This window comes from Pseudomonas sp. 58 R 3, assembly GCF_900006605.1.
Lineage (GTDB): Bacteria > Pseudomonadota > Gammaproteobacteria > Pseudomonadales > Pseudomonadaceae > Aquipseudomonas > Aquipseudomonas salomonii.
Genome location: NZ_CVTT01000075.1, coordinates 14,777 through 27,250 on the forward strand (window position 1 = coordinate 14,777; position 12,474 = coordinate 27,250).

Consider the following 12,474-nt stretch of genomic DNA (forward strand, 5'->3'; position numbering starts at 1 on the left):
TGTGCGTGCCGATGGTGCCCAGGCCGCCGACGCGGTCGGTGAGGACGAGGGTGTGGCCGTCGGCGCGGTGTTCGAAGGTGTAGAGCAGGCCTTCTTCGGCGGCGAGGCGGGCGATGAAGTCGAGGTCGGTTTCGCCGGCCTGTACGCAGTACTCGCGGGGTTGGTGTTCGAAGCAGATTTCGCTGCGGATATCGGTCAGTTTCTGCTCGGCCAGCAGGCTGGTGATGATGTCGGGCACGGTCTGGGCCTGGAAGATGCGCCAGTTGGAGCGCAGGTCGAAACGCTTCAGGGTCGGTTCGATCACGGCGGTGTAGCGGGTGCGGCGAAAACCGGTGTCGCCTTGTTGGAACAGGCTGACCAACCCGTGGACGTAACGTACCGGGGTGTCGTCGCGCCAGATGGTGAACACGGCGGCCAGGTCGAGCATGCGATAGAAGTCGATAGCCGGGTGGTGACTAACCAGCTCCAGTTCCAGTTTGAAGGGCTGGGAGAGGCCTTCTTCGAGGGTGAATGAGACCACTTCGAAGGGATCGCCCCGCAGCGGTTCGAAGGTGTAACGCAGGTCGCTTTGACGGGGCATGGAACCTCCTTGTGGTGAATGAGGGCCAGTTGATCAATCAGTGGGCACTGAACATTCCGCCGCCTGGGCGGCGGAACGTGCCGGTGGGCAATTAAGCCGGTTTGCGCCAGTCATCCGAGGCTTCGGTGCCAGCCACCACATGAGTCCAGCTGACCTTGCGATAGGCCAGGCTGGTCTTGATCAGCTGGGTGTAGTTTTCGTTGCTGCTGTTTTGCGCGTGGGGCAGTACGGTGTGAATATCGACGACAGTGGCGTCTTCCAGTTTGGTGGTGAAGAAGTGCTCTTGCTTGCCGTCGCCCGAAGTGCGGAACCACTTCACTTCAACGGTGGGAAGCATTTCGCCGGTGGCCAGAGCCTGGTAAAGCAGCGGCGAGGCTTTGTTCAGCGCGCTGGTGAAGGTCAGCGGTTTGTGCATTCGCTGACCGCTGGGTTGACCGCTTTGCGGGTCGGTGGGCGCGGCGATCTGGTGGTCGATTTCCTGGGCGAGGATTTCGTCTTCGTGGCCTTCTACATAAACGTTGCCCACCGAGTCAGCGGTGAAGGCGCCCTTAGTGATATGGCCCTGGTTTTTGCCGTGGATGCTGATGTACGCGGGTGTTGGCATGACAAGCTCCTTGTCGCGATCAAGTGAACGGCCCTTGGGGGCCGCAGGTTATGGCCGACACGGCCATGCTTTGCAGGCGCTCGGGATAAGCGCGCTGAAAATCGGTTACAGGTGAAGCACCCGCTCCAGCGACACCAGCACCTGCTGGGTGATGGTGTTCAGGCGGATGGAGTAGATCGTGTAGGCAACCGTCAGCACGACGGCGGCCATGGCCCAAGGCGTCCACAACGGCCAGGCGCGTTTGATCCGGTAGTTGCGCGGTGCGACGTTTTTCAGCGGGTCGGTCAGGCGCTTGGGCATCTCGCCGCGCAGGGGGCGCAATAGGCCGTGCAGTTGGTCGATGATTTTCTGTATTTCGTCATCGCCCTTGATATGGGTGCCGTATTTGCCCTTGAGGCCGGAGATCAGGCACTGGTACATGAACTCCAACACATGCTGGTAACGGGCGGCTTCGGGGATCATGTTGTTCATGACGGTGAAGAACTTTTCGCCGCCCTGGGTTTCGTTATGAAACTGGCTGAGCAACGAGCGCGCGCTCCAGGTGGAGAGCCTGCCCCAGGTGGTGCGCATGACCACTTCGTCCACCAGCAGGCACAGGCTGTAGGAGTAGGCCTTGAGCATGCCGGCGTCGTAGTCGAGTTGGCTGACTTCTTCCATGATTGTGGTGATCTGGTTGCTGACGCTTTGGTACAGCGCAGGTACGTCGTCGTGGTGGTCCAGGCGGCGCAGGCGGATGACCAGGCCGATCAGCGGCGTGGCGGCATCGCACAGCGGGTTCCAGGCCACGCCGCGCAAGTCGTATTCAGGGTCGGCGAGCAGCACGGGCGGTTTTGGTTTTGTCTGCGCGGGTTCGACAGGTTCGGGTTTGCTTCTGGCGTGCTGCACCAACTCGTCAAACACCGGCGTGTTGGTGTCTGGCTCAGAGTTGGCGCTGTTCTTCATATCATTCATCTCTCTCACTCCTGATCGCCCAGAACTGCAATTCCAGCTCCGGGAATTCACCAGCAATATGGAAACCGAACCCGCTACCACTGCTCAGGCTTTGCCAGGCGGGGTGATGGCGGTCGAGTTCGAAGTAGCTGAAACCTGCATGGAATGGCAGGTGCCGCGGCGCCACTGGCAGCGGCCGCAATGGAATGCCCGGCAGTTGCAGGCTGACCAGTTGTTCCAGGCCTTCGGTGGAGCTGATCTTGATCTGCCGGGGCAGTTGCTGACGCAGGGTCTCCGCCGGCAGTTCGGCACGCACGGCGAGGATGAATTCGGCGTTGTCCAACAGGCGCTTGTCGTTCAACGCGGCGCTGCGCACGCCGTACTTCTGATCTACGATCGGCAGCGACACGGCACGCGGTTGCAGTACAGTGCCCAGGGCGCGACGCAGGATGTGTTCCAGGAGCTGGAAGGATTCGCGCAGGTTGTCGTGCTGATAGGCGGGATATTCCTGGGGCAGGTGGCCTTCATCGGTAAAGGTCACCAGTTCACCGCAGGCTTGCGCCAATGCGATGTACAGCCGCTCCGGGTGAACCTGACGTTGGCGGGCCAGGTGCTGGAACAACGGGAACAAGCGGTTGAGGGTTTGCAGCAGGTTGAAGTCGGTGACATCGGCGACGCCCGACTGTCCTGGCGAACCGATACGCTGGGCCAGGTTTTTGGCGCGCTCACGCATCAGTCCAGCCACTTCACCCAAGTAGCGATGCAACGCCGGCACCGCTTGCAGCGACAAACTGGTGGGGTAGAAATGCTCATCCATCACCAAACTGCCGTCCGGACGTTTGTCTTTGATCCGGCCCAGAGCGATGCCGGTAAAGGCACTGCGGTCGCTGCGTTCGAGCATCAGTTGCAGGTTGGGTACGGCCAGGTCCATGCCGACCTGATCGCCGTCATCGCTGTGGGTGTCGCGGATTTCCTCGCGGCGGGCGATGTAGCGGCTGTTGCCGTACTGGTCGGGCCAGCGCACTTCGAGGGCTCCGTTGGAGCGTAGCGGCAGGGTCAGATAGACGATCTGGCCGACCGCGCTGCTGTCAGCGATCTCCAGCGGGGAGGGCGGCGCCAGGTCGTGGGGAATATCGAAGACGCTGCCGTCGGGCATGATCCCGCGTGCCCGGGTGATGGCGATTTTGCCGAAGCTCAGGTATTCGTCGTTCAACGCCAGCTCGCTGAAGCCATAGAGCGCATCGTTGAGGCTGTGCAGGCGCTGATGCACGGCGGCTTCGGCGGCGCGGGCCTGTTGCTGGAAGTGCTGGGGTTTGACGAACAAACCTTCATGCCAGATGACGGGGTTGCGTGAACTCATCGGTGGTTACTCGGGGCAAAAGCGGCTGAAAAAGGCGTCATCGGGTTTCTCCCTTGAGGCTGACCTGGGTGGCATCCAACTGCACCAGTACGGCGTATTGGCGGCCTTTTGGCTCGACGCGCAGGCGCTGTTTCCACTGGCCGACATCAGTGCTGTGGTAGTTGGCAATCACCGCGATAAAGCGGGTGTCTTCATCCAGGGCGCGTAGGTCGATGAACTTGAATTGGCCGGGGTTGAGCAGGTAGTCGTCGGCGCGGATGTAGGTGCTGCCCAGGGTCTTTTTCAGGTCTTCGGCCATGGCTTGTGGGCTGGCGTTGACCAGCAGCGAGTCGTCGGTCAACTGCAAGACCTTGAAGGCGATGGGCGTGGCGACATGCGCCAGCGCCGGGTTGCCCCAGGGGGTGGTCAGGCTCACGCCTTGAGCGTCGTAGTCGCCCAGCAACGCGTCTTCGATAGGCGACATGGGCACCACGGGGCCTGGCTCCAAGCTCAATGGCGACTGGGCCGGCACGCTTTCGTAAAGGTGACTGAGCAGAGTTTGTACTTTGTCCGTCAGGGCTTGCGGGCTGGTTGCCTGCACGTTGAGGGTGTAGGGCGAACGGCTCGTGTCTTCATCCAATGCCGTGCCGGTGCTGATCAGGCGCGGGTTGACGTCGTCGCTGGCGTGCAGGCTCAAGGAGTAGCGGCTGGGCTGATCGTCGGGACCGCCGACCGCAATTGACGGGGTCCAGATCACCTGGCCGATTTTGCCGAGCATGGTGCAACCGCTGAGGGTCAGACAGGCCAGCAACAGGGTGCCCAGGCGCAGGTTGCTGAACGGGCTGACGCTGCGCTTGTGTGCAGGCGCGCCAATATCCGCCAGCGGCTCAAGCGGCGGGGCCTTACGCATCGCTCGCAGCGGATCGCCTTGCTCCGTCAAATCCACTGGTTGGCAAAGGCGCTCGAACTCCGGGCAACTGGCAGGTCGCCTGTCCGCCTGTGGCCGACTCGGCAGGTCTTCCTGATGCCACACGTGCATGCCCTCAGCATGGTCGCCGAGAAGTTCATCGAGCGAATGCTGTCCTGGGGGTTGTTCACCCAACTGCACCGCGACCTGATACGCACCAATCTGCAACCGATCACCGTCGTTGAGGCTTATCGCAACATGGCGCTCAAGCGGCAAATCGTGACCGTTGACATAGGTTCTACCGCTGCGGTCGATCACGCAGAAGCGCCCTTCGATGACGCGGATGTCGCAGTGGTTGGGCCGCACGCTGTTGTGGCGATCTTCCAGGCGCCAGTCCGTTGCGGCACTGCCGATGCTGCCGCCCTGTGGGCCAAACCGGTGAAGGGGCAAATACCCGTGCAACAACTGCGCAGGATTGTTGATGACCAGGGTCAGCTTCATGCGCGCCCCCGAATCCGCACCACGACGGGGTGGCAGTGTTCCTGATGTTCGATAAAGCTGGTCCAGCCTAGGTGGGTGCCGCTGGCGCGTTGCAGGTTGAACGGCGGTACATCTTCTTCGCGAAGCCCCAGTTCCAGGTCGTAGGCGGTGGCATCGCGCAGCAGAAAATCCATCAATTGACGCAATCGCCCGAACTGATCGCCGCTGGGCAAAAACTGCCGAAAGCGCGCCTGGGTCAGGTTGGGAATGACGAGGGTGAACTTGCTGGCGCGGGTCTTGCTGCGGTCACCCACCACGAAATCGCTTCCGAGAACACCGTTGGCTTTGCCAAGTGACAGGCGCTGGCGTTGGTCCAAACTCACCGAGCGCGCCTCGAATTCACGGATGTATAGGCCGTGCAAATCGAAGCAATGCTCGACAATGCCGGATACCACCGAGGGCGACCGGCTACGGCTGGCAATCAATCCGGCAAAGCTCAGCAGGCGCCCCCACGGCAGCGGCGTCGCACCACGCAGGTCGTTGTCGTTCAGCCCGACCATGGAGAATACGTAGCGCGAAAAGCGGTCGCTGGCCTCGGCCTGAAAGCGAATGTAGTAGCGGTACTTGCGCCAGCTGGTGTGCAGCAGGGTCAGCAAGCGATGATTGAAAAAATCCATGAACGCCGGGCGAATCCCGCGCTCCTGGGCCTGCTCGTAGGCCAGGCGGTCCAGGTAATAACCGGGCAAGGGCGAGTCGGTACCGTGCAGGCCAAAGAAGCTGGTCTGCAAGCGATAGCGCACCTCTTCGCGGTCCTCCTCAATGCGTGCCGCCTCGACCACGTCGGAGGCCGGAAAGCCCAACCCCGCATGGCTTTGCAGGCGCACGCGGCGTCTCGCCGCCGCACTCAAGGGCTGCGCCTCCAGGTCATCGCCGTGCAAAGCGTGCAGATGCTCCAGCAGACGGTGAAACGAGTAGTTCCGCGCGTCGGCCAGCAGCACATCGGCTAGATCACGGGTTGTCTGCCGGTCAACAGTGGCCATTCGTAGCACTCGTTGTTAGTGGTATTGATCACTTCCAGGCGGTGGAAGGAGTTGATGCTCGCGTAGAGGGCGAAGAAGTGCGAAAGCACACTGGCGAACAGGTACAGCTCGCCTTCGCAGAGAAAGGCGGTCTGGTCCAGTTGCAAACGGGTCTGCACGCCACGTACCGGCTGGCCCTTCATCAGCCAGTCGATGGGGGTGGTCACGGCATTCTGGATACCGTTGAGGCGCTTGCGGGTAGCGCGGGCCTGTTGCAGGTCGTGCAGGGCAGCAAAGTCATAGGCGCGGATGACCGCCTTGAGCGGCTCGGCCGACAATAACGACAAGTAGTTCAGCGACAGGTTGGAAATCAGCGTCCAGTGCAGGCTGCTGTCCAGCACCGGCCGGTAGCTTCGAGTCGGCGCGATCAGGTTGGTATAGGTGGCAAACGACGGGGTGGCCTCGGTGGACAGCGACACATCACCCACGCCCAGCAACTGCGGCAGGTCGCGGTTGGTGCAGGTCAATTCGATCGAAGCTGCCTCGTTTTCGCCGATATACAGGCTTTCATCGCCGCGCACAAAGGCGATGCGATGACGCAAGCCTTCACGCCCGTGGGACTCCTCGATATGCGTGCGGAAATACAGCGCCGTGAGGCCCCGGGCATGTTCGATCTCATGCTGGAACGATTCGAACGGGGTGAAGCGCCGCAATGGATCGCCGGTGCGCTCCTTGTCAACGGCATTCCAACCGGCCACGTGATCGACACTGAAAATCTCGTAGGCATCGTGGCGGTTGCCCGTGGGGCTGATACGACGTTCCTGGCTGCGTCCATCCAGCATGATGGGTTCGGCATCGTGGCGGAACAGATTGACCGCCGGCGCACAGAACAGGTGAAGGTCTGATGTGCGCAAATGCGTATTGACCGGCATCGGCCGAGAGAACTGAAACTCGAAGCGAATCTGTCCCGTGCTGACCGCCGGCCAGACCTTGGCCAGTCGGGTCAGGCTGAAAAAGTGGAAGCGCTGTGGGAACACAAAGTATTCCTGCAGGATGCGGTAGCCATCGAAGACGTTGCGCGGGTAGGACAGCAATGCCTCTTCGGGAGTGAAGCCTGGAAAGCCCAGCTCGTCGGGGTTCAGGCGATAAGGCGTGTTGTTGACGTACAACGTGACGCTTTTGAGGTAATGGGCCAGCCACAGATACAACGTTAGTGCGGTGGCAGTGTCGCCGCCCAAGTGAAAGTCCAACTGGTCGCACTCAAGGCTGTCGAGCGGTTGCTGGGTCAACACATTGAGGTCGATGCGCAGTGTCGAGGCTTCGCGGCTGTGGGCATCGCTGACTTCGTGCAACGCTAACGGGTACAGGTTGACGTCGGTGCAGGTACGAAACTCGCAGGAGACGCCGTCCACGGGGTTGGCAAACAGTCGCGTCCCTTTGGGAATCACCTTGCGTTGACTGATCGCATTGGGCAGTGGCGCGAAGCGGATGATGGTCGCACTGGGCAGGGGCCGCAGGTAATTGGGCCAGAGCATCTGCAACAGCGGATGAGTCAGCTCCGGCAAATCGTCGTCGATCTTCATGCCCAGCTTGGCGGTGAGGAAGGCAAAGCCTTCCAACAGCCGCTCCACATCCGGGTCACCGGCCTTGTCGCCAAGAAACTGCGCCAGCTGCGGGTTGTCCTCGGCAAACTCGCGGCCGAGTTCGCGCAGGTAACGCAGCTCCTCGGCAAAGCGTTGTTTCAAGTCCATTGCATCCTCATCTCACGCGGGTGTAGCCGTCGCGGCCGTGCATGGCCACCTCGATCTGCACCTGTTCTTCCTTGTGGTTGACCTGCACCTGGCAATCCAGGCGAAAGTTCAGCTCCAGCGGCAGGTCCGGGTCGGGCTGAAAGCGCACGCCCGTGACCTTGATGCGCGGTTCAAACGCTTCCACCGAGCGCCGGATATCGGCACTGATGGCCACCACCAAATCGGTGCTGGCCTGGGTGACGCCGTTGAAATCGCGCAGGCCCAGTTCAGGGCTGCTTTGCGAGCAGCCCTGGCGTGAGTTGAGCACGTGTTCCAAGTGGCGTTTGATCGCCTCGACACGCTGGCGCGCCTGCTCATCCGCGCTGCCTTGGCGGTAGCGCGGTGCGTCGGGTTCCAGGCGTTCGAACAGGCTGGCGCCCACTTATTGGGTGTCCAGCCGACCGACCAGTGAGATCTCGAAGTTGGCGCCCATGTACTTGAAGTGCGGGCGCACGGCCAGCGACACCTGGTACCAGCCTGGATTGCCTTCCACGTCCTGCACCACGACTTTTGCGGCGCGCAAGGGGCGACGGCTGCGCACATCGGACGAAGGGTTTTCCTGGTCGGCGATGTACTGCTTGAGCCAGTCGTTCAGCTCGCGCTCCAGGTCCTGGCGTTCCTTCCAACTGCCGATCTGTTCGCGTTGCAGCACCTTGATGTAGTGGGCCAGGCGATTGACGATAAACAGGTACGGCAACTGGGTGCCGAGCTTGTAGTTGGTCTGGGCTTCCTGGCCTTCGCGGGTCTTGGGGAAGTTCTTCGGTTTTTGCACCGAGTTGGCGGAGAAGAACGCGGCGTTGTCGCTGTCCTTGCGCATGGTCAGCGGGATAAACCCGGCTTCGGCCAGCTCGAATTCCTTGCGGTCGGAAATCAGCACTTCGGTCGGGATCTTGGCCTGCAATTGGCCGAGGGATTCATACAGGTGCACCGGCAGGTCATCCACCGCGCCGCCGGATTGCGGGCCGATGATGTTCGGGCACCAGCGGTAGCGGGCGAAGCTGTCGGTGATGCGCGAGGCCATCAGAAACGCGGTGTTGCCCCACAGGTAGTTGTCGTGGTTGCCGTCGACGGTTTCGTCGTAGCCGAAGCTGCGCGTTGAATTGTCGTCGGTGCTATAGGGCGGGCGCAGCAAGAAACGCGGAAGGGTCAGGGCCAGGTGGCGGGCGTCTTCGGATTCGCGCAGGCTGCGCCATTTGGTGTGGCGTGGGCCTTCGAAAATGTCGCTGACCTCCTTGAGATCAGGCAGGCCTTGGAAGCCTTCCAGGTTGAACAGCTCAGGCCCGGCCGCCGAGACAAACGGCGCATGGGACATGGCGCCGATGGAGGCCACATAGCTGAGCAGCTTGATGTCCGGCGAGCTGGGGCCAAAGGTGTAGTTGCCAACGATGGCGCCCACCGGTTCGCCGCCAAACTGGCCATAGCCGGCGGTGTAGACGTGTTTGTACAAGCCGCTGCGGGTGATGTCGCCGGCGTTGTCGAAGTCGTCCAGCAGCTCTTCTTTGGTGACGTGCAGCATTTCCAGCTTGATGTTCTCGCGAAAATCCGTGCGATCCACCAACAGCTTCAGCCCACGCCAGGCCGATTCCAGTTGCTGGAACTGCGGCTGATGCAGGATCACGTCCATCTGCTTGCCCAAGGCGCGGTCGATTTCAGCAATCATCTGATCGACGCGGTGCTTGTTGACCGGCTGCTGGTGATCACCGCTTTGCAGGATCTCGCTGATGAACGCGGCCACCCCTTGACGGGCGACGGCGTAGCCTTCCTGGGACGGGCGAATGGTGGTGTTGGCCAGCAGTTGGTCGAGCAACGACAGCGGTTCTTCAGCCACCAATACTTGGGCGGCGGCGCTTTCCATAGGCATGGGGAGTACTCCGTTGAGAAGGGCGTTCAAATCAGTGGTTGGGCGCGTCGAGCACCAGGTTCAGTTCACTGGCCAGGCGTTGACGGGCGGTTTCATCAGTCAGCAGGGTTTGCAGGTGTTTACGAAAGGCCGGGACATTGCCCATCGGGCCCTTGAGCGCAACTAAGGCTTCGCGCAGTTCCAGCAACTTGTTCAACTCCGGTACTTGGCGGACGACCGCATCGGGGCCGAAGTCATTGATGTTTTTGAATTGAAGTTGCACGTTCAAGTCGGTGTCTTGGTCGTTGTTCAAAACAGACGGCACCGCCATGTCAAGAGCAACTTCGGCTTTGGTCAGTACGTCGTTGAAAGTGTCCTTGTCGATACGGACAGCTTGCCGGTCTTCCAAGGCGATAAGTTCGCCGTGGCCTTTGAAATCACCAGTGATCAGCAACTTCAGAGGTAACTCAACTTCAGACTGTTGATCGCCTGTGGCCGGGACGTACTTGATGTTGATGCGTTCTTTTGGCGCGACAGAACCGTGAGTTTTCGACATGGGAAAAATCCTTTTCGTAAGGTCGGCGTATTAGAACCAGCTGTTACAAGGTTTGTCTTGTAGGACGATATGGACGCGATTCGTGGGATTTGGATGTAGGAAAAAGCATTTCGAGAAGAGTTTCTAAAATTCCTACGCTCGCTATGGAGCTATCTGAAAGATGCCTCTTTTTATTCTCGATTTGGCAGTGTGTTGCGCGTCTTTTACTTGCCTATCCATTGAGGGCGGGTGACGCTTTGCAAGTTAATAAATTTAACTTTCGGTCTAGGCCACATTAGTTCGACAGTTGAAAAATATCCGGTTTGGATTCGACGAGGCATATCCAGGAGGCGTTGATGCGCAACGGATGGCGAGGAGGGAAATGGGCGCTCTGCCTGACGATTGTGGCGGTAATGGAGGCGCAGGCAGCGACCCAGGATTGCCCTGCCATCGTCTCGCCCTTGAAGCGCTTGGAATGCTTTGATCTCGCGGCCGGCACGCCCATTCATCAGCCGCCTGCGCCGCCACGTGCCCTGGGTCGGGTGCTGCCGATTGTCGATCTGGTGCAGCGTAATGAGGCCAAGCGTCCACCCGAGGATCAGCGTTTTCTGTTGTCGTCATTCCCGGAGCCGGACAACGACCAGCAACAGCGGCTGGTGATCTCGGCCCCAGCGTTGGGCGCGCTACCGCCTCGGCCTTACCTGGCCATCAGTTGCGAATCGAAAATCTCGCGCCTGCAACTGGTGCTGGATGAGCCAGCCAAGCCCAACAAGATTCGCATCCAATTGTTCAAAGATGAACGGCCGGTCTCCGAGGCCTATCAGTGGCAGGTGCTGGACGACGCGGGCCTGGTGGTCGATGCCGGACGCGGGCTACAGGCGATTGCCTTGTTGCGCAACATGGGTGGCGGCCAGCGTCTACGTCTGGAGAGCGACTATCCGCGGCTGCACGGCCTGGTCTTCGACGCTGAAGGGCTGGGTGAGCTGATCGAACAGGAGCGCCAAGTATGTCGCTGGTAATCGACGTGCCGGCGGACACCGTCAAGCTGCTGCTGACCCCCATCGACCCGGAGCAACCTGCCGGGCATTTCGATGTGGAGGATGAAACCTACCAGGCCATCGACCAGGAGATGGTCAAGCTCGGCGGCCTGCGTGAAGGCGATATCGACTGGCCGTATATCGACGAAGCCTCCCGCCAATACCTGGCGAGCCAGTGCAAGCACTGGCGCGTCGTCGCGCACCTGCAAGTGGTGTGGCTGCGCACCCGGCAATGGGCGCGCTGGGCCGATGCCCTGGGCTTGATAGCCGGCATGGTCGAACTGTATTGGGACAGTGCCCACCCTAAGCCCGGTCCCACCGGCTACCTCAACAAACGCAAGCAACTGCAGCGCCTGTTGGGCGACTTGGGGCAGGTGTTGCCGACCCTGGAGCGCAGCAGTTTTGAACCGGCCTACCAAGCCGCGGCGGAACTGGCCCTGGCCAACCTGCAACGCTGTGTCGAAAGCGCCAAGCTCGACCCGGCCCCGTTGGACGCGTTGCAACGCCAGTTGGACAAATACAGCGAGCCGGTCGTTGCCACTGAGCCCGCCCGTGCGGCCACCTCCGGCAGCGCGCTGGAGTCAGCCTTTTTCAACAGCCCCAAACCGCAAGCGCCGAGCAACGAGCGCGAACAACGCCGCGCCGTGTTGAACATGGCCGAGCAGATCAATCAACAAGACCCCTACGACCCCACCGGCTACCAACTGCGCCGCTTCGGCCTGTGGTCGCATTTGCGTACTGCGCCGCCCATCACCCGCGACCGTCGCACCGAACTGACCGCCGTGCCCAAAGACATCGTCGACGGCTATCAGGACGCGCTGAACCACAACGCCATTGAGCCGAATCTGTTGCTGCGCCTCGAAAAAAGCGTCTGCGCCTCGCCGTACTGGCTGCGTGGCAGTTACCTGGCCGCCGAGGTCGCCTCGCGGCTGGCGATGGAAGAAGTGGCGGCCGCCATCCGCCAGACCTGCGAACGGTTTGTCTGCCGTCTTCCGGCCTTGCTGGAACTGTGCTTCAGCGACGGAACACCGTTCATCGATGCGCAAACCCAGGCCTGGATCACCGGCGCCGACCAGGCGCAAACCACCGGCAGCCCGGTGCAGGAGTACGCCGGGCTGCGCGACGAACTGGCCAGCCAACTCAACACCGAAGGCGTGGAAGTGGTGCTGCTACGCCTGCAGGAGCTGCACGCCACCCAAGACGCCCCGCGTCAGCGCAGCTACGCCACGGTGATTGCCGCCGACTTGCTGGCCTCGCGTGGCCTGTCGTGGCTGGCGGACGACCTGTACGCCAGCGTTGCGCGGCTGATGCGCGAGACCACGGCGCAGGGGTGGGAGCCGGAGTTGTACCGGAAAGTGGCGCAACCCATCGACGACAGTCATTTGATCAAAGCGGTTAAGGAGTAGGAGCGAT

At 61.1% G+C, this 12,474-nt stretch carries 12 protein-coding genes; 2 read left to right on the top strand and 10 right to left on the bottom strand.

The genetic code is table 11. The annotated features are described in order from the left end of the window. The 10 genes from vgrG to tssB all read right to left on the bottom strand — a co-directional run. Positions 1 to 580 (bottom strand): type VI secretion system Vgr family protein (gene vgrG / locus BFP92_RS24295; RefSeq protein WP_139114115.1); only part of this gene is annotated, 580 nt, incomplete at its 3' end. Positions 581 to 671: 91 nt separating this feature from the next. Next, entirely contained in the window at positions 672 to 1,184 is a 513-nt protein-coding gene (locus BFP92_RS24300) for an Hcp family type VI secretion system effector (RefSeq protein ID WP_065931467.1), read from the bottom strand. A gap of 105 nt (positions 1,185 to 1,289) precedes the next feature. Further along, positions 1,290 to 2,135, bottom strand: coding sequence for a type IVB secretion system protein IcmH/DotU (icmH, locus tag BFP92_RS24305; RefSeq protein WP_065931468.1), 846 nt, complete (start codon positions 2,133 to 2,135; stop codon positions 1,290 to 1,292). Next, positions 2,128 to 3,474, bottom strand: a complete 1,347-nt coding sequence (gene tssK / locus BFP92_RS24310) for a type VI secretion system baseplate subunit TssK (RefSeq protein WP_065931469.1) — start codon at positions 3,472 to 3,474, stop codon at positions 2,128 to 2,130. The genes icmH and tssK overlap by 8 nt, the downstream gene beginning before the upstream one ends. Before the next feature lie 37 nt (positions 3,475 to 3,511). Continuing rightward, positions 3,512 to 4,861 (bottom strand): type VI secretion system lipoprotein TssJ, encoded by a 1,350-nt coding sequence (tssJ, locus tag BFP92_RS30750; protein WP_083221801.1) that lies wholly within the window; start codon positions 4,859 to 4,861, stop codon positions 3,512 to 3,514. Beyond that, positions 4,858 to 5,880 carry a type VI secretion system baseplate subunit TssG gene (tssG, locus tag BFP92_RS24320; RefSeq protein WP_065931470.1) on the bottom strand — a complete coding sequence of 341 codons (1,023 nt, stop codon included), beginning with the start codon at positions 5,878 to 5,880 and terminating at the stop codon, positions 4,858 to 4,860. Before tssG ends, tssJ begins: the two co-directional genes overlap by 4 nt. After that, entirely contained in the window at positions 5,844 to 7,610 is a 1,767-nt protein-coding gene (gene tssF, locus BFP92_RS24325; protein ID WP_065931471.1) for a type VI secretion system baseplate subunit TssF, read from the bottom strand. The genes tssG and tssF overlap by 37 nt, the downstream gene beginning before the upstream one ends. A gap of 7 nt (positions 7,611 to 7,617) precedes the next feature. Further along, positions 7,618 to 8,031: a type VI secretion system baseplate subunit TssE gene (gene tssE / locus BFP92_RS24330; protein WP_065931472.1), complete on the bottom strand. Its 414-nt coding sequence runs from the start codon at positions 8,029 to 8,031 to the stop codon at positions 7,618 to 7,620. Then, a complete protein-coding gene (gene tssC / locus BFP92_RS24335; RefSeq protein ID WP_065931492.1) occupies positions 8,032 to 9,504 on the bottom strand; it encodes a type VI secretion system contractile sheath large subunit in 1,473 nt (490 codons plus the stop codon). A 37-nt stretch (positions 9,505 to 9,541) separates the two neighbouring features. Continuing rightward, on the bottom strand, positions 9,542 to 10,045 hold the full coding sequence (tssB, locus tag BFP92_RS24340) for a type VI secretion system contractile sheath small subunit (RefSeq protein ID WP_065931473.1): 504 nt from the start codon (positions 10,043 to 10,045) through the stop codon (positions 9,542 to 9,544). A gap of 335 nt (positions 10,046 to 10,380) precedes the next feature. Here tssB and vasI point away from each other — a divergent pair, with 335 nt between their 5' ends. Together vasI and tssA are read left to right on the top strand one after the other, a co-directional pair. Then, entirely contained in the window at positions 10,381 to 11,043 is a 663-nt protein-coding gene (gene vasI, locus BFP92_RS24345) for a type VI secretion system-associated protein VasI (protein ID WP_239694318.1), read from the top strand. After that, a complete protein-coding gene (gene tssA / locus BFP92_RS24350; RefSeq protein ID WP_065931474.1) occupies positions 11,031 to 12,467 on the top strand; it encodes a type VI secretion system protein TssA in 1,437 nt (478 codons plus the stop codon). Before vasI ends, tssA begins: the two co-directional genes overlap by 13 nt. The last annotated feature ends 7 nt before the right edge of the window (positions 12,468 to 12,474 follow it).